Here is a 21,337-nt window from a genome sequence, read left to right on the forward strand (position 1 = left end):
TCTGCCCCAAAACGGGTTCAGTCGCCGGCGATGATCTCCAGCAGCTCCTGGTGGATCAGTTCGTTGCTGGCCAGCAGTTCCGGCTTGAAAGGGGAAAAGTCCCGACCGGCAAAATCGCTGAGCCGGCCGCCGGCTTCCCGCAGCAGGATGGCCCCCGCCGCCGTATCCCAGGGCTTGAGGTTGATCTCCCAGAAACCGTCCAGGCGGCCGCAGGCCACATAGGCCAGGTCCAGGGCCGCCGCTCCGGCCCGGCGGACCCCCTGGCAGCGCAGCAGCACCTTTTTCAGCACCCCCACCACCTCATCGGCCTTCTCCTCGATACTGTAGGGAAAGCCGGTGGCCAGCAAGGATTTCTCCAGGGTTTTGGCCCGGGAAACCTTGATCGGCCGGCCGTTGAGCCAGGCCCCGGCTCCGGCGGCGGCGCAGAAAAATTCCTCCAGAATCGGATTGTAGATCACTCCGGCCCGGCAAACGCCCCCTTCCATATAGCCGATGGAGACCGCGAACCAGGGGTAGGCGTGGGCAAAATTGGTGGTGCCGTCCAGGGGGTCGATGATCCAGGCCGGTCCGGTCGGCGGCGCATGCCAATCGGCGGCCGACTCTTCGGCCACCACCGTCGCCTCGATCCGGCTTTTGGCCAGAACCTTGAGGATCGCCTGTTCCGCCGCCAGGTCGGCTTCGGTTACCAGATCGATCCGGCCCTTGTGCTTGATCTTGACCGGGGTGTTGTACAAACGGCGCAATACAGTTCCCGCCGCCAGGGCCGCCTCACCGGCGGCGGTGAGTACGGCGGCCAGCGAGCGGTCCTGGCAGCGGACCAGTGAACGTTGCAGGCGATCCATGGAAGTTGCTCCCGGGTCTTTTTCCCGTGGTCAGGAGATTGATTACGAGAAATTTATCTTTGCCGCCCCCAATCAGCGTTCACCCCAGGTTTTCTTGCGCCGGGGCGGGCCGGGGGGGCGGGACTTAAACGGTCGGCTGCCGCGGGCCGGGGCGCCGGCCTTGCGGGGGTAACCCCGGGAGACCGGTTTGCGCTCCCGGGGGGGGCGCTGTTCCCGTTCATATTGGGGGGCAGCGGCCGCCGGCGGTGCCGGCTGTTCCTGGAACTGCAGCGGCCGCTCCTTCTGGAGCAGGTAGGCCAGGGCGGCGGCGACCTCCTGGAGGGGAACTTCGTGCTCCTCCACCATCTGTTCGATCAGGTCAGAGAAAAAATCCCGCCCCTCCCGCTCCTGCATGGCGGTGGCGATCTGCTCCTTGAACTGGCCGATGCGGCGGTCGGTGACCTCCTGGCGGGTGGGGAGATTGAGCTTGGTAATGGTCTGGCGGGTGGCCTGCTCGATGGCTCCGAGCATCCTCATCTCCCGGGGGGCCACGAAGATGATCGCCTTGCCCTCGCGCCCGGCCCGACCGGTGCGGCCGATCCGATGAACATAGGACTCGGTGTCGTAGGGGACGTCGTAGTTGACCACGTGGCTGACCCGCTTTACATCCAACCCTCGGGCCGCCACGTCGGTGGCCACCACGATATCCAGGGTGCCGCTTTTAAGCTGTTCGATGGTTTTCTCCCGCAACACCTGGGTCATGTCGCCGTTCAAGGCGGCGCTGGAGAAACCCCGGGCCACCAGTTTTTCCGCCAGCTCGACGGTGGCCACCTTGGTGCGGACGAAAACGATCATCGCCTCAATCTTCTCCGCCTCCAGAATCCGGGTCAGGGCGTCCAGTTTCTGCATCCCCTGGGCCAGCCAGAAATATTGGGAGATGGTTTCCACCGTGGAGGTCCGGGTCTTGAGCCGGATCTCCACGGGGTCCTTGAGATGGCGGCGGGCCACCCGCAGCACCTCCGGCGGCATGGTGGCGGAGAAGAGGGCCACCTGGCGCCCGGCCGGGGTGTGCTGGAGGATCTGCTCCACGGCGTCGATGAATCCCATCTTGAGCATCTCGTCGGCCTCATCCACCACCAGGCAGGCGAGGCGGTCCAGTTTGAGGGTGCCGCGGCGGAGATGGTCCTGGATGCGTCCGGGAGTGCCGACGATGGCCTGAACCCCCCGTTGCAGCTGGCGCAGCTGCTGGGTCATGTTCTGACCCCCGTACAGGGGCAGTACCTGGAAGCCGGGGAGGTGGCGGGAGTAGGTCTGCATCGCCTCGGCAACCTGCAGGGCCAGTTCCCGGGTGGGGGCCAGGACCAGAATCTGAGGATGTTTGAGATGCAGTTCCAGGCGGCTCAACAGAGGCAGGGCAAAGGCGGCGGTTTTGCCGGTGCCGGTCTGGGCCTGACCCAAGAGGTCACGACCGGCCAGCAGCGGCGGAATGGCGGCGGCCTGGATGGGGGTCGGGGTTTCATAGCCCACCTCCCGTACCACCTGTTGAATGGCTGGAGCCAGCGGTAATTGGCTGAAACTGATCTCGCTTTTTTCTGTCATGGTAACCTTCCGTGAAGTGTATGGGGCAGGGCGTAACAGACCATTAGAACCGATCTGCCGCAATATTGCACCCTTTTCCTCGCTAAGCCAGACTTTCCAACTCCTCCCAGCGCCGGTAGGTTTGGGCCAGTTTTTGCTCCAGGGCGGTTAGTTCGGCCTGGTGAGCGGTGATCCGCCCCGGGGGCTGGCGGTAGAAATCGTCCGCCGCCATGGCGGCCAGCAACTCGCCCTGGCGGCTCTCCAGCTCCTCGATGGCGGCAGGCAGGGCCGCCAGTTCGTGGGCCTCGGTGAAGGTCAGCTTGCGCCGGCCGGCCGGTTTGGCGGCCGGCTCGCCACTCTTTTTAGTCTGGGGGGGAGCGGCCGGGAGCGGGGGCTCGCGGCGCTGACGCAGCCAGTCATCGTAGCCGCCGGCGTATTCGGTGACCTGCCCCCCGCCCTCGCAGACCAGGGTGCTGGTCACCACATTGTTGAGGAAGGTGCGGTCGTGGCTGACCAGCAGCAGGGTGCCGCTAAAATCGAGCAGCAACTCCTCCAGCAACTCCAGGGTTTCCACGTCGAGATCGTTGGTGGGTTCGTCCATCACCAGGACATTGCAGGGGCGGGTGAAGAGGCGGGCCAGCAGCAGGCGGTTTTTCTCCCCGCCCGAGAGGATGCCCACCGGAGAGCGGGCCCGGTCGGGGGTGAAAAGAAAGTCCTGCAGATAGCCCATGATATGGCGGGGCCGGCCGTTGATCAGTACGGTGTCGTGGCCGTCGGCCAGATTGTCGGCCACGCTGCGGGCGGGATCAAGCTGCTCCCGGTGCTGGTCGAAGTAGCAGACCTCCAGGTTGGTGCCCAGCCGCACCTCGCCGCTCTGGGGGGAGAGTTCGCCCAGCAGCAGTTTGAGCAGGGTGGTCTTGCCCACCCCGTTGGGCCCGATGATCCCCACCTTGTCGCCGCGCATGATGGTGGTGGTCAGCTCACGGACCACCGGCAGATCGTCATAGGCGAAGGAGATCTTTTTGGCCGCGGTCACCAGGCGGCCGGAGGTGGTGCTCTCCTGGAGCTGCATCTTGACCCGCCCGCTCTGCTCCCGCCGGGCCGCTCGCTCCCGGCGCATCTTGAGCAGTGCTTCGACCCGGCCCTGGTTGCGGGTCCGGCGGGCCTTGATCCCCTGGCGGATCCAGGTCTCCTCCTGGGCCAGTTTACGGTCGAATTTGGCCGCCTGGGTGCTTTCCGCGGCCAGCAGCTCCTCCCGCCGGCGCAGGTAGTTGTCGTAATCGCCGGGCCAGCTGGTGATCCGGCCCCGGTCCAGGGCGATGATCCGGGTGGCCAACCGGCGCACCAGGGCGCGGTCATGGGTGATGAAGACCACCGCCCCGGTGAAGGCCAGCAGGAAATTCTCCAGCCGGTTGATCGCTTCCAGGTCCAGATGGTTGGTGGGTTCATCCAGCAGCAGCAGCTCGGGATCGTTGGCCAAAGCCCGGGCCAGCAGTACCCTTCTTTTCAGGCCGCCGGAGAGTTGGGCAAACTCCTGCTCCGGCGGCAGTTCCAGCCGGCTGAGGACCTTCTCCAGGTGCCGCGTCTCCCGTGCCCCGCCCGCCGCGATGGCGGTGGCCGCCACCTCCCGCACCGTACCGTGCAGGCCGGGGGGGACCTCCTGCTCCAGGCGAGCGCTGCGCAGACCCTTGCGGCGGATCACCTCGCCACCGTCCACCTCCAGCTCCTGGTTGAGGATCCGCAGGAGGGTGGATTTGCCTTCCCCGTTGCGGCCCAGCAGGCAGAGGCGCTCGCCCGCTTCGACCTGGAGATTGACACCATCCAGCAGGGGGCGCCCGCCGAAGGCCAGGGTCACCTGTTGTAAACTAATGAGGGCCATGGGAGTTATTCGTGGTCGTCGTAATCGTCGTCGAGCAATTGAGGGGTGATGTAAATCACCACCCGCTCTGCCCTCAACGAGTAAGAGATGTCGAGCAGGTCCCGCCAGCGGAAAAAGAGGGGCTGGTAGGAGGGGCGCAGTTCATAGCCGATGAGCTCGCCGGCGGGCCCGAGTATCCCCCGCAGGCTGGAGTGGCTGAAATGGGGGCTGCAGTTGACGAAATCCCGGGCCTGGGCCAGAGCTTTGTCGGCCTTCAGTCCGGAGTGGAGGCGGTATTGAAATTCCGGGGAGTAAGGCGTTAGCGTGTAGGGCTGATCTTCCCGGCGGAGAAAGGCGACGGTGGCCGGGTCGTTGCCGAAATTGCAGCCATGCAGGATCAGGGTGTAGGTGGTGTCGGACATCACCTCGGAGGCCGGGCGAAGTTCAACCCGGGGTCCCGGGGCGCAGGCGGCCAGCAGCAGAGCGGTGAGCAACATCGGCAGGCAGGGGCCGGCAACGGTAATTTTCACGGAGCATTCCTCTTTAAATGGTGGTGTCTTGACGACAGTTTGCTACACTAGCATAATTGTCGCCATCGGGGAAGGATGGCGAAGGGGCCCTCAGCCCGGTTCGAAGAGGTAGGCGATCTCGTCCAGGGACTGTTTGATCGCGTAGGGCATGGCCTTGGCGTACATGTCCAGCAGGACGATGGCGTTGACCGAGGAATCGGTTCTGGAAGCATGGCGCAGCCGCTGGGCCATGGCCCGGTTGACCTCCTGGATGTTCTGGTAGATCCGGTTGAGCCCCTCCAGGGAGAGGTCCGGCTCCCGGCCTTGGAGCTGTTGGAAATACTGGGTCAGCAGGTAGGTGGAGGCCGCCCGGTAGATGGTTTCCTCCTCGCTGGCCAAAGGGAGGTGGAAGCGGGCCATCGGTTTGAAGAAAAGGGTGTGCGGACAGTTGCTGCCCGCCAGCAGCAAGCCCATCAAGGAGCTGACCGCCCTTTGGATCGTGGTTTGCCCCGAGATGGTGCGCTCGCCGGTGATCACCTCCAGGAAGACCTGGTCGTGGGAGAAGAGGTGCTCGAACTGGGCCACCAGCGGCATCAGGGCCAGGGCGGCGGGGCAGTGGACGGTCTGGTCCGGGTCCAGGGGGCAGTTGGGGCAGCGATCCTGGGTCAGCCGGGTCCAGGCGGGCGGCGGCAGGTCATCCCGCAGCAAGGTAATCGTGCGGGCGTCGAAACGCAGATCCAGAACCACCGGGGCGCTGCCGGTCAGGGTGAAGCGGTAGCTGATCTGGAACTGGGAGGTGGTGGTCATGCCGGCCATCATACCTGAATGGGACGACCGATGAAAGCCTTGTTGATAATGCTGCTGTTGATCTGGTGCCTGGGGACGATTTACGGCCTCCGCAAGGCCTTGCCCCCGGGGATCTCCAGCACCGGCCCCTGGCGGGATGGTGCTGGGCTGATTTTTCTTTATGACCTCAGTTATGGGCTGGACGGTCGCCGGGTCCACGAGGAACGGATCGTGGCGGCCATGCTGGCCGAGATTGCCCGGGCGGAACAATTCATCGTGGTCGATATGTTCCTTTTCAACCGCTGGGGAGCGGAGTGGGATGGCGGCAACGGCCTGGCCCCGGGCCAGGCCTCACCGGTGGAGCGGGTTACCGGGGCCCTGCTTGCCGCCCGGCAGGCCCGGCCCCGGTTGGCGGTAATGTTTATCGCCGACGAGGTTAACACCGGTTACGGCTCCTATTCCGAACCCCACCTGGCCCGCCTGGCCGCCCATGGGGTCGAGGTGGTGATCACCGATCTGAGCGAATTGCGGGACTCCAATCCCATCTATTCCGGGCTCTGGCGGCCCCTGCTGCAATGGTGGCGGCCGGTGGAGGGACGGGGTCGGTTGCCCAACCCCTTTGCCCCCGAGGCCCCGGCCATGGGTCTGGCTTCCTGGCTTAAGCTGCTCAACTTCAAGGCCAATCACCGCAAACTGCTGCTCACCGAGAGGGCGGCCCTGGTCAGTTCCGGTAATATCCACGATGCCTCCGCCCGCCACAGCAATATCGCCTTTCTGGCCTCCGGAGAGATTATCGGCGATCTGCTGGCGGGTGAACTGGCGGTGGCCCGCTTCTCCGGGCACGATTCGCCGGCTTCGGCAATGGTGGAGGCGGCGGAGTTGCCCGGGGGTGGAGGACGGGGCCGGGGGGGGCGGAATGAGGCGGCGGCCGGGGAGGGCGGCGCGGCAAGGGAAGGGGTCAAGGTCAGGATGCTTGGTGAAGGGGCGATCCGGCGGCAGTTGCTGGCCGCCCTCCAGGGGACCCAGCTGGGGGATCTGATTTGGATGGGGCAATTTTATCTGGCCGATCGCCGGGTCATGGCCGCCCTGGCTGCCGCCGCCCGCCGGGGGGTCGAGGTCCGCCTGATTCTCGACCCCAACCGTGACGCCTTCGGCCGGGATAAACGGGGAATTCCCAACCGCCAGAGCGCGGCCCGCCTCCTGGCCGCCGCCGGCGACCGCCTGCGGATTCGCTGGTATGACACCCGGGGGGAACAGTTTCACGTCAAGCTGACCATGGTGCAACGGGGAGATCGGGCGGTGATCATTGGTGGTTCGGCCAATCTCACCCGGCGGAACCTGGCCGATTACAATCTGGAGACCTGCCTGGAGATTCGGGCCGGGGTGGAGGCGGCGATTTCGGTGGCGGTGGCCGACTTCTTTGCCCGCCTGTGGGATAATCGGGCCGGGGAATATACCCTTGACTATTCCGCATTTGCCGAAAGATCAACGGCTAAGGCGGCGTGGGCGGCCTGGCAGGAGTTCAGTGGCATGGGGACCTTCTGATGATCTGGCTCTATCCGGTCCTGCTGGGGGCGGTCGTGGCGGCACTGGTGACCACCTTTTTCTGCTTGAAACGGGAGCGACGGCTGACCCGGCGACGGACGGAGGCGGCCCTGCACCGCCAGTTGGAGGAGTTCTTCGCCATCTTCCAGGCCGTTGAGGGCGGGGCCTATGTCGCCGACATGGAGAGTCATGAGATTCTGGCCATCACCGGTCGCAATCAGGAGCTGTTCAGTTCGGACCTGGTGGGTAGTAAGTGCTATCAGCGGGCGGGTCTGGGGGGTGGGCGAGGCCCTTGTCTCTTCTGCTCCAACCGGATTTTGGTCAATCCCGACGGCACCCCGGCCCGGCCGGTGGTTCGGGAATTTCGTAACCCCGCCGATAACCACTGGTATCTCTGCATCGACCGGGCCATCCACTGGCCCGACGGGCGCTTGGTCCGCCTGGAGATTGCCATCAACATCACGGCCCGCAAGCAGGCCGAGGAAAATCTGCGGCGCAGCGAACATAACTTTCGGGAATTGGTTGAAAATTCCCTGGTGGGGGTTTTGTTGGTCCAGGATGGGGAGATCATCTATCAGAATCCCGAGCAGCGCCGCCTGCTGGGCAATATGCCCAATTCGCTGCTGCTCAAGGATTTCACCGCCATCCACCCCGATGATCTGGGCAAGGTCTGGGAGAGTTACCGGAAGATCGACAGCGGGGCGGTCGCCCAGGTTGATCTGGAATTTCGCCTCTACAGCAGCGGGCGACGGCGGGAGGGTGAACTGGTCTGGGTCTACTGCCGGGCCCGGCCCATCGATTTTCAGGGGCGCAAGACCATGCTGATCAGCATGGTGGATATCAGCCAGGCCAAGGAGTTGGAGCGCCTGCTGCGGGTGCAGGACAAGATGTCTTCCCTGGGAAGGGTGGCCGCCGGGATGGCCCATGAGATCCGTAACCCCCTCTCGGGGATCAATATCTACCTGGGCACCCTCCAGCGGATGTACGGCCGTCCGGAAATGGGCTCCCGGGTGGAGGAGATATTTCAGCGGCTAACGGCGGCTTCCGCCAGGATCGAGGCGGTGATCCAGCGGGTGATCGATTTTGCCAAGCCCGGCCAACTGCAGGTCCGGGCCATTGATCCCAACCAGCCGGTGCTGGCGGCTCTGGAGCTGGCGACGGTACTCCTGGAGCGGCGGGGCATCAAGCCGGAGCTGGAAGCGGCCTCCGATCTGCCACTCTGTCGGATCGATCGCCAGCAGCTCGAGCAGGTGCTGCTCAACCTGCTGACCAACAGCGCCGAGGCGATGGAGCAACTGCCCCCGACGGCCCCGCGCCGCCTGCGGGTGCAAACCCTGATGGCGGATGATATGGTTGAAATCCGGGTGGATGACAGTGGGCCAGGCATTCCGGTCGGGGTGCGGGAGCGGATTTTCGATCCCTTCTACACCACCAAGGGCGACGGGACCGGGATTGGGCTAAATATCAGTCATCGGATCATCAGCGATCACGGGGGGCGTTTGGTGCTGGCCGAGAGCGCTCTGGGCGGGGCCTGTTTCCGGATTTTGCTGCCTCCGGAGAGTGGGTCGAGAAAAAGGTGACAACCGGTTGAGGTTGTGAGAGAATAACGAGATGAGTTGTTGCTGCGGAGCGGGGACCGGGTAAAACGCGGGAGGCTGCCGGGATGATTGCCGAGAAAAGCACCTTGTTTGAGGAGCTGCGCCACCTTAAGCTTCTCCTGGTCGAGGATGATGAGCTGTTGCGCAACTCGCTGGAACTCTTTTTTGAGAATGAGGGCTGCCGGCTCCTGGCTCGGGAAAGTGCCGAGGAGGGCCTGGATATTCTGCGGCGGCAGCCCTTTGATGTGGTGATCACCGATTTCCGCCTGCCGGGGATGAATGGCCTGGATTTTCTCCGGGCCCTGCAGGAGTTGCAGCCCGCCGCCCAGAAGATCCTGCTCACCGCCTATATGAACGAAACTGTCTTGGCCGAGGCCTTCCGGCTCGGGGTGCATGAGTTTATCGAGAAACCCCTCTCCACCGATGATGTCGAGGACGCCTTGGTGCGAATTCTCAATCGCCGCGGTGGGGGATAGGGCGAAGCGGGGGGTGGAAAAATTTGTAAAAACGGATAAGGGTGTGATTCTCTGCTGATCTGTGGTATGGTGGGCGCAATATCTCGGCCCGACGGGTTTTCCGCCGGGCCGTTAACTTTAGATCAAGGAGAAAATTTCCATGACCCAGGCAAAAACAGGTGACAATGTCCAGATCCACTATACCGGCAAGCTGACCGACGGCACCGTCTTCGACTCCTCCCAGGGCCGTGAGCCCCTCTCTTTCACCCTCGGCGGCGGCGAGGTTATTCCCGGATTTGACCAGGCGGTGGCAGGGATGAAGGTCGGGGAGGCCAAAAATGTCACCATCCCCATGGACCAGGCCTACGGCCCCCGTCTTGACCAGTTGATTATCGATATCCCCCGCAGCCAGGTGCCGCCGGATCTTAACCCCGAAGTGGATCAGAATCTGCAGATGAGCGGCCCCAACGGGGAGACCGTGGTGGTCCGAGTGGTGGAGGTGGCCGCCGACTCCATCAAGCTGGACGCCAATCCCCCCCTGGCCGGCCAGGATCTCAATTTCGACATCGAGCTGGTGGCCATCGCCTAAAACGGCGCGGCTTTTGCTCCGGAGCTAATCTTTATCGTAACCGAGCCGGGGGCGTTGGCCACGGCCCTCTCCCCGCTCGGTTTTGGTCATCTGGCCGGTGGCCTTGGCCCCGAAGACCAGATTGCCCAGCTCGATCACCACCCTTTTCAGTTCGCCGGACTGGGCGCTCAACTCCTCCGAGGCGGCGGCGGCCTCTTCAGCGGCGGCGGCCACCCTTTGGGTGGCGTCGGCATTTTCGTTGGTGGCCTCGGTGATCTGCTGCACTCCCTTGGCCTGCTGCGTGGTGGCCTCGGTGATGGCGCTGTTTTTGTCTCCGATGATGGTGGCGGTCTCGACGATATCGTCGAAGTCGCTGTTGACCTTCTTGAGGGAGCCGGCACAGGTGGTGATCCGGGCCACGGTGGTGTCCAGCAGCTGCTGGATCTGGTTGGCCTCCTGGGCGGTCTTCATCGCCAGGTTCTTGACCTCGTCGGCCACCACCGCGAACCCCGCCCCCGCCTCACCGGCCCGGGCCGCCTCCACCGCCGCGTTCAAGGCCAGCAGGTTGGTCTGGAAGGCTATGGAATCGATGGTGGAGATGATCAGCCGGATCTGGCCGCTGTCCTTTTCGATCTGGGTCATGTTTTCGGTCAACTCCGCCAGGGCCTTGAGTGACTGCCCCGACTTTCTGATATTTTCCCGCATCAATAGCTCCGAGCCCTCGGTGAGTTCCACGGTCTGGGCGCTCTGGGCGGCGATCTCTTCCAATGCCGCCGAGGTTTCCTCGACGCTGCTGGCCTGTTCCGAGGCGGTATCCGACAGGGATTGACTGCTGGCCGAGATCTCGAGGGCGGCGGCGGCCACCTGGCTGGAGCTGTTGTCCACGTCCCGGGCCGCCCTTTCCAGAATCCGGGAAAGCCGGATGGTTAACGGCCAAGTCACTCCGATTCCGAAGGCTACGCCGCCCAGGACCACCAGGATTACCCGGATTCTCAGGCCCCAGACCGTGGCCAGCAGGCCTTCGTCGGTGACCAGGTTGGCCCGGGCATGCTCGCGGGTGCGGTGGAGAACGGCTTGTACCTCTTCCAGGGCGGTCAGGGTCTCCTGGGAGTAAGTGGTCTGGGCGGCCTGATATCCCGCCAGGTTGCCGTCCAGCCAGGCCAGGGTGTCGTCCAGGGCGGTCAGGGTGGCTTGGGCGGCGGGCAAGGTGCGGTCATTGAACAGATTGAGGGCGGTCTGCCGTTGACCTTTGGCCAGCCAATCGTTGATTTCACTCACGCTCTGGTGCAGCTCGACATGGGGGCGTTCCACCGCGTTCCAGAAGGCGGCCAGTTCCGGGCTCTGCCGGCGGCGACTGCTGAAGTCGTCGGAGTAGAGCCAGCTCCCCAGGCCACAAAGGCGGGGATCGGTCTGGACCTCAATCCTGGTAACCTCGGGGTCAAGGAAGATATCCTTAATGGCGTTGACCCAGTTGAGGTGGGCGATCTTGATCTCCCGCAGGAAGTTGGTCAGATGGTGGTCAGCGGGCCGGAACTGCTCGCCGATTTTGCTCGCCGTCTGGTGGAGCCGCAAGTGGGGCTGCTCCAGTTCCCGCAACAGGGGGGCAAGGCTGGGCAACAGGGTTTCGGCCGCTTGCCGCCCCTCGCCATGGAGCCAGCGGCCCAGGGCGCACTGGCGATGATCGGTGGTCACGTTCAGCTGGGTGACCGAATCGTCGGTGAAAAGGGTGGCAAGCCGGTTGGCCCAGACCAGATGGTCCACTTCCCGCTGGGCCAGGGCAGAGTCCAACTGGTTGCTGGCCGCCATCTCATGGGCGTCCCGGGTGATGAAGTTGACGCCGATGAAGCTGGCCAGGCCGCTGAGGACCAGCAGGGCGATCATTACCAGGAAGCCCAGGGAGATCTGTTGCTTGATCGTAAGGTTGCCGACCAGCGAATCGACTATTCTGCCTATGCCGTTCAACATGGGGGTGCCTCGTTATGCTTGTCGGGTCACGGTAAACAGGGTATCCAGTTTCAATTCCGTAAACAGCTCATGGATGGGGCCGGGCAGATTGACCACGGCCAGCTTTCCCCCCTGGCTGGTCAACGCTTTATAGAGCAAGAGGATTTTGCCGATCCCCGAGCTGCCGATATGTTGGACCCGACCGCAGTCGATCTCCACCTCCTCGACCGTTGCCAGGGATAACTGCTTGAAACAGCTTTTCAGCTCTTCAGCGCCCTTCTCGTTTATGGTTCCCTGGATGGAGACACGAACCTTGGCGTCCTGTTGGCTGGTTTCGATCTGCATGGCTGGCTACTCCTCGTCGGCAAAATGCTTTGTTTCCAGGTGATTTCCCGGTTGGCGCTGCCCGTGGTGTCGCAGATTGATAGCCGTGTTAGTATACAATGAAACAGTTATATTGGTAAAGTATTTTTACATTTTTGCCGAGCGTTGTCCGACCATAACGTTGGCTGGTGGTTATTCTTGACGAAGATTGCCAACTCGCGTTAGTTGTGGAGCGGGTCACTTTGTCCTGATGGCCGGCCGGGATCGATGGTATGCTGGCAAGGTGGCCGGTAAGTGCAAAACCCCGGCGGCATGGGATCGATCAAATTGAGGAGGCGCCGATGGTTGCTTTGCCGAGGTTGCGACGGTTACTGGCTGTGCTGCTGGTTTGGGGTTTGCTCACCCCCGGGCTTGTTAGGGCTGCCGATTTTCCCCGGAACCCTGCCGATGGCTTCACCGTGCAGTTGAGTGCCTGGGCCGAAGAGGAGGTCAACAACGATCTGCTGACCGCCACTCTGGCGGTTGAGCGTAGTGGCCCCGACAGTGCCCGGCTGGCCGCCACGGTGGCCGGAATCATGCAGCGGGCGTTGGGCGAGGCTGAACGTTATCCCGCGGTGAAGGTCAGAACCGCCGCCTATGCCACCCAGCCTGTTTACGAGCGGCGGGAGGGGGTCAGTCAGCGGACCGGCTGGCTGGTTCGCCAGCAGTTAATCCTGGAAAGTACCGACATCGAGGCGGCCGCCGCCCTGATCGGCCGCCTGCAGGCCATGGACCTGCAGCTCACGGGGATGGGCTTCACCGTTTCCGATCAGCGGCGGGAGGCCAGCCGGGCCAAGTTGACCGCCGCCGCCATTGATGCCTGGCGGACCAGGGCGGAGGCGGCGGTGAAAAGGCTGGGGGGGCGGAGTTGGCTGCCCCACGAACTGCAGGTCAAGGATGATTCCTACCAGCCGGTTCGTCCCCTGCTGGCGCGGGGCGAGGCCGCACTTTCCGCCGAAGCGGTTGCCCCCGCCATCGAAGCGGGCAGCTCCAAGATCCGGGTCACGGTCAGCGGGACCGCCTGGGGTCGTTGAGGAATAAAAGTTGATGGTTAAGAGCTGGTGCCCCCGGCAGGAATCGAACCTGCGACTCCAGGATTAGGAATCCTCAAGAATAGTGTTTTATGGGGTTTAACCCTGTTTTAGTAAGCAGCTTTTTCCTTGACATAGTGGGCGGTTAGCATTAGATAAAATCCTATGATGTTTTACCGGGTTTAATCTAATCTGCTTACTATGTGCTTACTATTTTTCAGGGGGCCACCATGAAGCTGACAAAAACCACCGTCGAGAAGCTACCACACCCGGCCACCGGCCAAACCTTCTTTTGGGATTCTGAACTGAAAGGTTTTGGCGTCCGTCTGAACCCGAACTCCCGCGTTTATATCGTCCAGGCCCGCATTCAGGGCAGAACCCGGCGCGTTACTCTGGGCAAGCATGGCGTGATCACCACCGACCAGGCCCGCGATAAGGCCCGGAAGGCCCTTGTTGACATGGCCGAGGGCAAAGACCCGGCAGCCGAGAAAGCCCGTCAAAAGGCCGTAGCCGTCACTCTGCGGCAGGTGGTGGCCGACTATATAGAAGCCCGGACCCTGGCCCCTCTATCCGTCGCCAGCATTCAGCATCATTTGAACAGCAACCTTGCCGCCCTGGCTGACAAGCCCATCTCCCATATCACCCGAGACACCGTAAAAAAAATGTATCTTGCCAAGGCCGAGCAATCCCCGAGCCAGGCGGTGCAATGTTTCCGCAACCTGCGGGCGCTGTTGAATTTTGCCCGCGCTACATATCGCCACAACGACAAGCCGATTTTGACGGAAAACCCCGTCCAGGTTTTGAGCGATGCCCGGCTATGGGCCACCGTCAAGCCCAAGCGTCGAAAAATACAGGTTTCCAAGGTTGGCGCGTTCTGGAATGGCTTGATGGCAATCAAGAACCACGAATTTACCAGGGCGGCCACCCGTACCGCCTGCGATGCGGTGGCCTTCATGCTGCTTACCGGCGGCCGCAAGGATGAAGTCCTGGGCCTGACCTGGGACCGCGTGAACCTTGACGAGGGCTGGTGGTATATCCCGGACCCGAAGAATAGGAACCCGGTTCATCTGCCCCTTGCCCCGCCCTTGGTTGAGCTTCTGCGGGCCAGGCCGCAAACAGGCCCTTTTGTGTTCCCTGGCCGACTGGCAGGTAAAAAGTTTAACAACGTCCGGCCGGTGCTGGTAAAGCTGGCCCCGCTTGCAGGGGAACAGGTAAGCCCCCATGACTTGCGGCGATCCTTCCGCGCTATCGCGGCCGAGGCTGGGGTTGAACTGTGGAAGACCAAGCTGTTGATGAACCACACAATACGGGGCGACGTGACGCTTGAGAGCTACACGGAAACGAGCGATTGCCGTTATCTGGCCCCGGAGGTCGCAAAGATAGCGGAGTGGGTACTAAGGCAGGCCGAGCTTGACGCGGCAAAGATTGTTGACCTTGCCACCAGGAGGGCCAAGGGATGACGGATTTTAACGCGACCTGGCACCTTGACGACTGGACGCTTGACGATCTGTTTCTCGAAATTCTGGCCGAGCGGCAACGAATCCTGGCCGGACGTTCAGAATTTTTGCTCGGGGAAAAAATCTCGGACGATTTGCGCGAATTAAAAACGTTGCACCTTGAGATAGGCGCACGGCTGGCCGAACTCCGACCGGAAGTTACTCCCGAGCAATTCGCCAAAATAGAAAGCATTGCGAAGGAGTCCTTTATTGCCGGTTCAGAAACCGAGCGGTTCGGATCATTCGGCCTCAACTCAAGGCTCGCAGGCAAAAAGAGAAAGTACAGCCGGAAGCAGCGGGAAAAAAGGCAAAAGCGCCAGACCTGGGCAGGGTTGAACACGGCCGGAAGGGAGGCCCGCGACGAACAGATTTTAGCCGACTACCAAGGAAAGGTCAGGAAGAATAGCCAGCTAACCATAAACAGCTTTGTGGAAAAATACGCGGCAAGGTACAGCCTAAAAAGCCGGAGAATGCGCGAAATACTCAAGGCGAAAGTTGCTGACCTTGACAGCAGGAGGGCCAAGGCATGAACAAGGCAGAAATTGTTGCCAACCTGTTCGACACCGCCGAGCAAGCCCACGCATTAGAGGTGCTGCGGGAAGCGGCCGAGACCGGCGAACCGGCCCCCGGTCTATTGCGGGCGTTTCGAGCTTATGTGATTACCCCGCTGGAGGCTTGGCAAGATAGCGCAACCCCTGGCACCGAGGCGGCAGACGCGGCCACCGTGTTGTGGTTTGCAGCGCGGGACGTGCTGGAGCGGCTGCGAGACGGTGGCCTTCACGCGGCACATGTTGCGCCCTTTGCCGGAGCCTGGAAGCGGTTCCACATGGTGGCCGGTTATGACGCCACACTTGCAACGGCGAAAGCAAGCATAACGGCCCAAAGAAAGCGCCAGAAGCGCAAAACCTGGAAGGGTTTGGATCCGGCCGGGAGAGAGGCCCGCGACTCCCAAATCGTGGCCGATTACCTGGCAGCAGTTAGGAAAAACAGCCAGCTAACTATAAACAGTTTCGCGGAAAAATACGCTTCAACGTACAATCTGAAGGTCAGGAGAACCCGCGAGATTATCGAGGAAGCAGTTGGCAGTTAACCGGGTTAAGTGCCAAAAAAGGTAGTGTATTCAGCTACATAGCTTTGACTTGTTCTGTTTTGTGCGCTACGGTATCGCCAGAAGTTAAATGAAAAACTTTTGGAGGTTCCGCCATGTCACACCCCCCGCAACACACCCCCCCCTTGACCCGGCAGGAAGCGGCAGACTTCCTTGGCCTCAAAAAAGGAACCCTGGATGTTTGGGCAACACGCGGCCAAGGCCCCCGCTATTTGAAGTTGGGCCGGGCTGTCCGGTATCGTCTGGCCGACCTTCAGGAGTACATGGAGCAAAGCGTCCGTTCGAACACCACGGAGGGCTGAACCATGGCCCCCAACGCAACCGGCCCCGCCCCCCCAAGCCTCGAAAGCACAGGGAGCAGGGCCAGAAAACACGAAACACGAAAAGATGTTACCACGGCCAGGCCGGTTTTGCAAGCGGCGCTTGCCCTGCTTGGCTGCGGTTTCTCGGTAATCCCCACCGGCCCGGACAAGCGGCCCCTGGGCCCCTGGAAGCGATACCAGACAACCCCCATGACCGAAGCCACGGCCCGGCGAGCTTTTACCAACGGCGCACGGCTGGCCGTGGTTGCGGGCAAGGTTTCCGGCGGCCTGGAGTGCTTGGATTTTGACGATCCACAAGCCTTTGAGCCCTACCTTGCAACGCTGGGCGAAGTGGCCCCCGGCCTACCTGGCAAGCTGATAAAGCGGCGCACCCCTTCCGGCGGTTTCCATCTGCTTTACCGAAGCCAGGCCCCGGTTTCCGGTAATCTCAAACTTGCTTGCAAATCAGACGGACAAGTCAGAATCGAGAGTAGGGGCGAAGGCGGCTATTTCCTGACCGCCCCAAGTCCCGGCTATGAGGTTTTAGCGGGTAGCCTGACCGATTGCCCCACATTGACGGCGGATGAAGTGGCGGCCATTCACCGGGTAGCCCGAGCTTTTGACCTGCGGCCGACTGTCAGCCCCGAACCGGAAACAAAAAACACCCCCCGACAATCAACCGCCCCAAGCCCCGGCGACTTGTTTAACCAGAGCCACACCGTGGCGGACATTTTAAGCGCCCACGGCTGGAAGCCCGACCGGCCCACCAGCGGCGGCATGGGATGGACCAGGCCCGGCAAGGGCGGCGGATGCTCTGGCGTACTGCTGGAAACCGGCAATTTCTATTGTTGGTCGAGCAACGCAAGCCCGCTGGAGCCTGGCAAGAGTTATGACCCTTTCGGCCTGTTCGCGGCTTTCAACCATAACGGCGAATATTCAGCGGCAGCGCGGGAACTGGCCCGGCAGGGCTACGGCGAAGTGTCGCAAAAGTCGCAACTGTCAGTGTCGCAATGGCCGGAGATTAGCCCCCTGGTGGAGACTGAACCGGCCGCCCCCCTTCCCTTGCAAGCCCTGCCAGAAACCATACGCGAAGCCGTCAACGAGGTTGTGAATTTTGTCCAGTGTCCGGTTGCCCTGGGCGCTTGTTGCGCTATTGCGGCCGTTTCAACCGTTGTTCAGGGGTTGGCGGATGTAAAGCGGGCCGACAAGCTGACGGGCCCCACCGGCGTTTACCTGCTGGCGGTTGCTGATTCAGGAGAAAGGAAATCCACGATTGACGGCTTTTTCCTTAAGGCTATTGAGCAATGGGAAAAAGAACAGCAAGAATATGTCAGGCCATTATTAAGGGAATATACGGCGGCCCTGGAAACCTGGACAGCCAAGCGGGCCGGACTGCTGGCGGCCGTGAAGGACCGGACCAAGGCAGGCAAGGACACCGGAGACCTTGAGCGGCAAATAGTAACGCTTGAGCTTGCCAAACCAATTCAGCCTAAAACCCCCCGGCTTTTGTTCGGTAGTATCACCCCCGAAGCCCTGGCCTACAAATTAGGGACCGGCTGGCAGGTTGGCGCGGTTAATTCAAGCGAGGCCGGCGTTGTCTTTGGCGGGCATGGGATGAGCAAAGATTCCGCCATGAACAATATGTCAACGCTCAATTATTTATGGGATGGCCGGCCCCTGGCGATTGACCGCCGAACAAGTGATTCTTTCCGGGTTGACGGGGCCCGGCTGTCAATGGGCTTGGCGGTGCAGCCTGAAACCGTCCGTGCGTTTCTGGATTCGTCAAAAGGGTTGGCGCGGGGGATTGGCTGGCTTGCTCGTTTTCTGATTGCCTGGCCGGAAAGCACACAAGGCGAAAGACTGTTTCAGGATCCCCCCGAACACTGGCCCCACCTGTCAAAATTCCATAGGCGGTTAGGGGCCCTGCTGGACACCACCCCTAATTTTACCGACACCGGCGAACTTTCCCCCCTGCTGCTGGAGCTATCACCGGAAGCTAAAAACCTTTGGGTGACATTCCACGATGACGTGGAACGGGAACTGAGGCCCGGTCGGGATATGGCAGAAACCAAAGACGTTGCCAGCAAGGCAGCAGATAACGCGGCCCGCCTGGCGGCTTTATTCCATGTTTTCGAGCATGGCCTGAGCGGAACCATTGCCCCCGAACACATGAAAGCAGCGGCGGCCCTGACCGGCTGGCATTTATACGAGGCCCGGCGGTTCTTTGGGGAAATAGCAATGCCGACCAGCAAGAGCAACGCGATCCGGCTTGAAGCCTGGATTGTTGCCCGTTGTCGGCAAACAGGGGTTGAGGAAGTACCGACGCGGGACATTTTGCGCTATGGCCCACCAGCAACCAGGACAGCCGATAAACTTAACCCTGTATTGGCAGAGCTTGCCGAGGCGGGACGGTTGAAGGTGATAACGGAAAACCGGCAAAAAGTCGCTAGAATACACCCTGACATTTTAAAAGATTAATATTGTATGGCTCTCAAAGATTGGATTTTTGATTCTGGAGAGGTTGCGACACTGACAGTTGCGACAGTTGCGACAGAAGAACCGGAAGAGGTCCGGGCGCTGGGCTACGGTTGCGGCCGGTGCGAGGCGAACAACTACCTGAAGGTTGACGGTGGCTGGCGGTGCGAAGGCTGCGGCAAGATATTTGAGATCATCGGCGGGACACGCGGCCCGGTGCTGGGGGGAGGGGGCGCTCACATCCTTGGAGCCGCGCAGGGTAAAACCGGTGGGATACCTTCGATTTAGTGCGCGGGAAAAATCCCTTTGAAAAATTATCGAGGTGCAAAAAATGAAAATTCGACCCGAAGCCAAAGCAGCAGCAGACAGGATTAGGGCAGAATATCAAATTCGCGACGCGGGCGGCTTGGAGCTGTTGGCCGTTTTTGCGGCAGCGTACACCAGCGAACTTGAGGCGGCCGCGCAAGTGGCCGAGCATGGCGTCGTGGTGATTGATCGTTTCGGGCAACCCAAAAGCAACCCGGCTTCTGCGGTGTTGAGGGATGCGCGATCCCAAAAAATGCAGGCGTTGAAGCTGCTCCAACTCCCCATTGATAGCGAGGAATAAACCATGTCAAGGAAACGGACCACCCGAAGCAGCAGAAAATTGACCCCCTACGACCATGCTTGCCTGACCTGCGGGATGGGGTGCAATTACTGGACACCGGCCGAGCGCGAACGCCTGCGGAAGCTCTGGCACATCCACGGCGCCGCTCTCATGCGAGAGCCTGGTGGTGCCGGCATGGGGCCACACTTGTTCGGCGAGCCGGGCGGGGCCGATGCCGGTTGAAGATTACCGCCGGTTGGCAGCGGCGATCCTGGCCGATGCGCTCCACGACCTCAGCACCGGCACACCCCGGCAAAGATGGAATGCGGCCCGGTTCCTTTGCTCTGGTTGCTGTCAGTTTTGGCTTTCTGTTGCTGGCTTTGAATCCGACCAGGCCAGGCGGGGATTGCAAAAGGTTCGGCCATTGATCGAAAAAATTCTTGAAGCGGGGAAACCATGATTTTTCAATTTTCCCAATTTTCCCACGGGCTATTGATTCCGCAATAAAAAAGGTTAGAATTGATAAAAACCAATAAACCAATGGAGGTTTGGAAATGAAACAGACAACTTTGTTGATGAGCGATGACACCCACCGGCAACTGAAATCTTTTGCGGCTCTGCAAGGCGTAAGCATGGGCGCGGCCATTCGTCAACTATTGATGGTGGCAGATGGTGCAAAACTGCCACCCGTGCCGTGCAAGGATGGCTTTGTGCGCGTCAAGCAGGTTGTGGCGGATCACCAATGAAAATGCAGGTTTTTGGAATCGCGCCGGGAGCAGTTGCCCGGCTCTTGAACGGGCACCGAGAGGGTCGTCGTTCACCCGCTGACCTGGGGGATGGAGGCTTGCCGACCACGAGACGCGCGAGGCAGACCACTGGCGACCAGGGAGGCAACCACAGCCCGTTAGCTCATCGAGACGTGAGGCAGGGTGTGGCCGGCAGTAGAGAAACTACAGAAAAACACATAATTAAAGGTGTAATGATGGAATTGGAAACCTTAGTAAAAGGCATTGAGACGTTAGGGGAAAACCAGGCCGCTTTCGTGAAAACCTTCGGCAGCCGCCTTGCGGCAGTGGAAAGCGAGATCGACGATCGGGCCAAGGCTGCGGGCCGTCAGGGCATGGGCAGCACCGCCGCCCCGGCCGACCAGGAGCACCGGAAGGCGTTTAGCGGCTGGCTGCGGCGCGGCGACGACTCCGAACTCCGGGGCATTCAGTCGAGCCTGAGCACCAGCAGCGATCCCGATGGCGGTTTTCTGGTGCCGGAAACCCTCGACCGGGAAATGGATCGAGTAGCCGGGGAATCCGTCGCAATGCGGCAGATTGCCACCGTCAAGCAGATCAGCGAAGGTGACTACAAAAAGCCCCTGAGTTTGGGCGGAGCTGCTGGTGGTTGGGTCGGCGAGATGGAGGCCCGCGATGTAACCGATGGCCCGGAATTGGCCATGTTCGCGCCGCCCTGGGTCGAGATGTATCATATGCCGGAAGTTTCCCAAAAGCTGCTGGACCTGGCCGGATTCGACGTTGAAGCCTGGCTGATGGATGAGATTACCACCGGCGAGATCGAGAAGGAAGGCGCGGGGTTCATCTCCGGAAACAGCGTGAAGCAGCCCAAGGGCATCCTGGCTTATACCACGGTCGCAGACCAGAACTGGGAGCATGGCAAGCTGGGCTTTATCGCCAGCGGCAGCAACAGCGCGATCACCGCCGACAACCTGATTGACCTTCAGTCCGCCGCTAAACCCGTTTACCGGGCCGATGGGGTATGGTTGATGGCTGACTCCACCTGGGCCTATATCCGCAAGCTCAAAGATGGCAATGGCGACTACTTGTGGCGGCCGGGCCTGGAGCCTGATGCCCCTGATGTATTGTTGGGCAAACAGGTTTATATCGACGACAACATGCCCGCCGTCGCACAGAACGCTTTCCCGGTCGCCTTCGGTGACTTCCGGCGCGGCTACCTCATTGGCGATTGGGCCGGTGGCCGCCGGTTGGTTCGTGATCAATACACGCGCAAAGGCTGGGTAAAGCTGTACGTGACCAAGCGCCTGTTCGGTGGCGTAAGCAATCACCAAGCGATCAAGCTCTTGAAGGTGGCCGCGTAATTCAACGGGGGGCCGGGTAACCGCCCCCCTTTTTTTTGGAGGTTGGCGCGATGAAGGAAACCGAAGTTAGAGCATGGGCCACCATGGCCCGCCGGTGGAATCTCTCGAAGCGTGAAACCGAAGCACGGTTAAAGCGGGGACATAAGATCGGCGCAACGGTGCGAAAAAAGATTGTCGCCTTGGCCGGCCTTGTTCAGCCGCCCCCGTCCC

23 protein-coding genes are annotated in these 21,337 nt (G+C 61.4%); 16 read left to right on the plus strand and 7 right to left on the minus strand.

Annotation, left to right across the window (positions count from 1 at the left end; genetic code table 11):
* Nucleotides 1–17: 17 nt before the first annotated feature.
* The 5 genes from ACHHRT_RS04000 to ACHHRT_RS04020 form a co-directional block, all read right to left on the minus strand.
* Nucleotides 18–842, minus strand: coding sequence for an inositol monophosphatase family protein (locus tag ACHHRT_RS04000; protein WP_395497935.1), 825 nt, complete (start codon nucleotides 840–842; stop codon nucleotides 18–20).
* A 72-nt stretch (nucleotides 843–914) separates the two neighbouring features.
* Entirely contained in the window at nucleotides 915–2,420 is a 1,506-nt protein-coding gene (locus ACHHRT_RS04005) for a DEAD/DEAH box helicase (RefSeq protein WP_395497937.1), read from the minus strand.
* 82 nt (nucleotides 2,421–2,502) lie between these two features.
* Complete coding sequence (locus ACHHRT_RS04010) at nucleotides 2,503–4,278, minus strand: ATP-binding cassette domain-containing protein (RefSeq protein WP_395497939.1); 1,776 nt, start codon at nucleotides 4,276–4,278, stop codon at nucleotides 2,503–2,505.
* 5 nt (nucleotides 4,279–4,283) lie between these two features.
* Entirely contained in the window at nucleotides 4,284–4,787 is a 504-nt protein-coding gene (locus ACHHRT_RS04015) for a hypothetical protein (protein WP_395497941.1), read from the minus strand.
* A gap of 90 nt (nucleotides 4,788–4,877) precedes the next feature.
* Nucleotides 4,878–5,573: a DUF6901 family protein gene (locus ACHHRT_RS04020; protein WP_395497943.1), complete on the minus strand. Its 696-nt coding sequence runs from the start codon at nucleotides 5,571–5,573 to the stop codon at nucleotides 4,878–4,880.
* 30 nt (nucleotides 5,574–5,603) lie between these two features.
* On the opposite strand from ACHHRT_RS04020, the gene ACHHRT_RS04025 reads away from it, so the two are divergent.
* The 4 genes from ACHHRT_RS04025 (at nucleotide 5,604) to ACHHRT_RS04040 (ending at nucleotide 9,739) form a co-directional block, all read left to right on the plus strand.
* Nucleotides 5,604–7,097 carry a phospholipase D-like domain-containing protein gene (locus tag ACHHRT_RS04025; protein ID WP_395497945.1) on the plus strand — a complete coding sequence of 498 codons (1,494 nt, stop codon included), beginning with the start codon at nucleotides 5,604–5,606 and terminating at the stop codon, nucleotides 7,095–7,097.
* Entirely contained in the window at nucleotides 7,097–8,677 is a 1,581-nt protein-coding gene (locus ACHHRT_RS04030; protein ID WP_395497947.1) for a two-component system sensor histidine kinase NtrB, read from the plus strand. The genes ACHHRT_RS04025 and ACHHRT_RS04030 overlap by 1 nt, the downstream gene beginning before the upstream one ends.
* A gap of 83 nt (nucleotides 8,678–8,760) precedes the next feature.
* Nucleotides 8,761–9,171, plus strand: a complete 411-nt coding sequence (locus ACHHRT_RS04035; RefSeq protein WP_395497949.1) for a response regulator — start codon at nucleotides 8,761–8,763, stop codon at nucleotides 9,169–9,171.
* A gap of 139 nt (nucleotides 9,172–9,310) precedes the next feature.
* Nucleotides 9,311–9,739: an FKBP-type peptidyl-prolyl cis-trans isomerase gene (locus tag ACHHRT_RS04040; RefSeq protein WP_395497951.1), complete on the plus strand. Its 429-nt coding sequence runs from the start codon at nucleotides 9,311–9,313 to the stop codon at nucleotides 9,737–9,739.
* Between the two features lie 24 nt (nucleotides 9,740–9,763).
* On the opposite strand, the gene ACHHRT_RS04045 is transcribed toward ACHHRT_RS04040, so the two are convergent.
* Complete coding sequence (locus ACHHRT_RS04045; RefSeq protein WP_395497953.1) at nucleotides 9,764–11,683, minus strand: methyl-accepting chemotaxis protein; 1,920 nt, start codon at nucleotides 11,681–11,683, stop codon at nucleotides 9,764–9,766.
* Nucleotides 11,684–11,695: 12 nt separating this feature from the next.
* Nucleotides 11,696–12,007: an STAS domain-containing protein gene (locus tag ACHHRT_RS04050; RefSeq protein WP_395497955.1), complete on the minus strand. Its 312-nt coding sequence runs from the start codon at nucleotides 12,005–12,007 to the stop codon at nucleotides 11,696–11,698.
* Between the two features lie 320 nt (nucleotides 12,008–12,327).
* On the opposite strand from ACHHRT_RS04050, the gene ACHHRT_RS04055 reads away from it, so the two are divergent.
* The 12 genes from ACHHRT_RS04055 to ACHHRT_RS04110 all read left to right on the plus strand — a co-directional run bounded on the left by ACHHRT_RS04055 (nucleotide 12,328) and on the right by ACHHRT_RS04110 (nucleotide 21,127).
* Complete coding sequence (locus ACHHRT_RS04055) at nucleotides 12,328–13,059, plus strand: SIMPL domain-containing protein (protein WP_395497957.1); 732 nt, start codon at nucleotides 12,328–12,330, stop codon at nucleotides 13,057–13,059.
* 227 nt (nucleotides 13,060–13,286) lie between these two features.
* Nucleotides 13,287–14,516 (plus strand): tyrosine-type recombinase/integrase, encoded by a 1,230-nt coding sequence (locus ACHHRT_RS04060; protein WP_395497959.1) that lies wholly within the window; start codon nucleotides 13,287–13,289, stop codon nucleotides 14,514–14,516.
* Entirely contained in the window at nucleotides 14,513–15,082 is a 570-nt protein-coding gene (locus ACHHRT_RS04065) for a hypothetical protein (RefSeq protein ID WP_395497961.1), read from the plus strand. Before ACHHRT_RS04060 ends, ACHHRT_RS04065 begins: the two co-directional genes overlap by 4 nt.
* Nucleotides 15,079–15,642 carry a hypothetical protein gene (locus tag ACHHRT_RS04070; protein ID WP_395497963.1) on the plus strand — a complete coding sequence of 188 codons (564 nt, stop codon included), beginning with the start codon at nucleotides 15,079–15,081 and terminating at the stop codon, nucleotides 15,640–15,642. Before ACHHRT_RS04065 ends, ACHHRT_RS04070 begins: the two co-directional genes overlap by 4 nt.
* 113 nt (nucleotides 15,643–15,755) lie before the next feature.
* Complete coding sequence (locus ACHHRT_RS04075) at nucleotides 15,756–15,962, plus strand: helix-turn-helix transcriptional regulator (RefSeq protein ID WP_395497965.1); 207 nt, start codon at nucleotides 15,756–15,758, stop codon at nucleotides 15,960–15,962.
* A 3-nt stretch (nucleotides 15,963–15,965) separates the two neighbouring features.
* Entirely contained in the window at nucleotides 15,966–18,440 is a 2,475-nt protein-coding gene (locus ACHHRT_RS04080; protein ID WP_395497967.1) for a DUF3987 domain-containing protein, read from the plus strand.
* 6 nt (nucleotides 18,441–18,446) lie between these two features.
* Nucleotides 18,447–18,725 carry a hypothetical protein gene (locus ACHHRT_RS04085; RefSeq protein WP_395497969.1) on the plus strand — a complete coding sequence of 93 codons (279 nt, stop codon included), beginning with the start codon at nucleotides 18,447–18,449 and terminating at the stop codon, nucleotides 18,723–18,725.
* Between the two features lie 43 nt (nucleotides 18,726–18,768).
* Nucleotides 18,769–19,044, plus strand: coding sequence for a P27 family phage terminase small subunit (locus tag ACHHRT_RS04090; RefSeq protein ID WP_395497970.1), 276 nt, complete (start codon nucleotides 18,769–18,771; stop codon nucleotides 19,042–19,044).
* 3 nt (nucleotides 19,045–19,047) lie between these two features.
* Nucleotides 19,048–19,266, plus strand: a complete 219-nt coding sequence (locus ACHHRT_RS04095) for a hypothetical protein (RefSeq protein WP_395497972.1) — start codon at nucleotides 19,048–19,050, stop codon at nucleotides 19,264–19,266.
* Nucleotides 19,256–19,483, plus strand: coding sequence for a hypothetical protein (locus ACHHRT_RS04100; RefSeq protein ID WP_395497973.1), 228 nt, complete (start codon nucleotides 19,256–19,258; stop codon nucleotides 19,481–19,483). The genes ACHHRT_RS04095 and ACHHRT_RS04100 overlap by 11 nt, the downstream gene beginning before the upstream one ends.
* Before the next feature lie 94 nt (nucleotides 19,484–19,577).
* Nucleotides 19,578–19,769 (plus strand): hypothetical protein, encoded by a 192-nt coding sequence (locus tag ACHHRT_RS04105; protein ID WP_395497975.1) that lies wholly within the window; start codon nucleotides 19,578–19,580, stop codon nucleotides 19,767–19,769.
* Between the two features lie 236 nt (nucleotides 19,770–20,005).
* Nucleotides 20,006–21,127 carry a phage major capsid protein gene (locus tag ACHHRT_RS04110; protein WP_395497977.1) on the plus strand — a complete coding sequence of 374 codons (1,122 nt, stop codon included), beginning with the start codon at nucleotides 20,006–20,008 and terminating at the stop codon, nucleotides 21,125–21,127.
* The last annotated feature ends 210 nt before the right edge of the window (nucleotides 21,128–21,337 follow it).

This window comes from Desulfurivibrio modestus (assembly GCF_044068625.1).
Classification (GTDB): Bacteria; Desulfobacterota; Desulfobulbia; order Desulfobulbales; family Desulfurivibrionaceae; genus Desulfurivibrio.

Coding starts and splice junctions, on each gene's coding strand:
- ACHHRT_RS04090 (WP_395497970.1), top strand. CDS start 18,769: ATGAAAATTCGACCCGAAGCCAAAGCAGCAGCAGACAGGATTAGGGCA.
- ACHHRT_RS04085 (WP_395497969.1), top strand. CDS start 18,447: ATGGCTCTCAAAGATTGGATTTTTGATTCTGGAGAGGTTGCGACACTG.
- ACHHRT_RS04005 (WP_395497937.1), bottom strand. CDS start 2,420: ATGACAGAAAAAAGCGAGATCAGTTTCAGCCAATTACCGCTGGCTCCA.
- ACHHRT_RS04020 (WP_395497943.1), bottom strand. CDS start 5,573: ATGACCACCACCTCCCAGTTCCAGATCAGCTACCGCTTCACCCTGACC.
- ACHHRT_RS04025 (WP_395497945.1), top strand. CDS start 5,604: ATGAAAGCCTTGTTGATAATGCTGCTGTTGATCTGGTGCCTGGGGACG.
- ACHHRT_RS04035 (WP_395497949.1), top strand. CDS start 8,761: ATGATTGCCGAGAAAAGCACCTTGTTTGAGGAGCTGCGCCACCTTAAG.
- ACHHRT_RS04065 (WP_395497961.1), top strand. CDS start 14,513: ATGACGGATTTTAACGCGACCTGGCACCTTGACGACTGGACGCTTGAC.
- ACHHRT_RS04080 (WP_395497967.1), top strand. CDS start 15,966: ATGGCCCCCAACGCAACCGGCCCCGCCCCCCCAAGCCTCGAAAGCACA.
- ACHHRT_RS04110 (WP_395497977.1), top strand. CDS start 20,006: ATGGAATTGGAAACCTTAGTAAAAGGCATTGAGACGTTAGGGGAAAAC.
- ACHHRT_RS04095 (WP_395497972.1), top strand. CDS start 19,048: ATGTCAAGGAAACGGACCACCCGAAGCAGCAGAAAATTGACCCCCTAC.
- ACHHRT_RS04075 (WP_395497965.1), top strand. CDS start 15,756: ATGTCACACCCCCCGCAACACACCCCCCCCTTGACCCGGCAGGAAGCG.
- ACHHRT_RS04000 (WP_395497935.1), bottom strand. CDS start 842: ATGGATCGCCTGCAACGTTCACTGGTCCGCTGCCAGGACCGCTCGCTG.
- ACHHRT_RS04105 (WP_395497975.1), top strand. CDS start 19,578: ATGAAACAGACAACTTTGTTGATGAGCGATGACACCCACCGGCAACTG.
- ACHHRT_RS04055 (WP_395497957.1), top strand. CDS start 12,328: ATGGTTGCTTTGCCGAGGTTGCGACGGTTACTGGCTGTGCTGCTGGTT.
- ACHHRT_RS04070 (WP_395497963.1), top strand. CDS start 15,079: ATGAACAAGGCAGAAATTGTTGCCAACCTGTTCGACACCGCCGAGCAA.
- ACHHRT_RS04100 (WP_395497973.1), top strand. CDS start 19,256: ATGCCGGTTGAAGATTACCGCCGGTTGGCAGCGGCGATCCTGGCCGAT.
- ACHHRT_RS04060 (WP_395497959.1), top strand. CDS start 13,287: ATGAAGCTGACAAAAACCACCGTCGAGAAGCTACCACACCCGGCCACC.
- ACHHRT_RS04040 (WP_395497951.1), top strand. CDS start 9,311: ATGACCCAGGCAAAAACAGGTGACAATGTCCAGATCCACTATACCGGC.
- ACHHRT_RS04045 (WP_395497953.1), bottom strand. CDS start 11,683: ATGTTGAACGGCATAGGCAGAATAGTCGATTCGCTGGTCGGCAACCTT.
- ACHHRT_RS04050 (WP_395497955.1), bottom strand. CDS start 12,007: ATGCAGATCGAAACCAGCCAACAGGACGCCAAGGTTCGTGTCTCCATC.
- ACHHRT_RS04030 (WP_395497947.1), top strand. CDS start 7,097: ATGATCTGGCTCTATCCGGTCCTGCTGGGGGCGGTCGTGGCGGCACTG.
- ACHHRT_RS04010 (WP_395497939.1), bottom strand. CDS start 4,278: ATGGCCCTCATTAGTTTACAACAGGTGACCCTGGCCTTCGGCGGGCGC.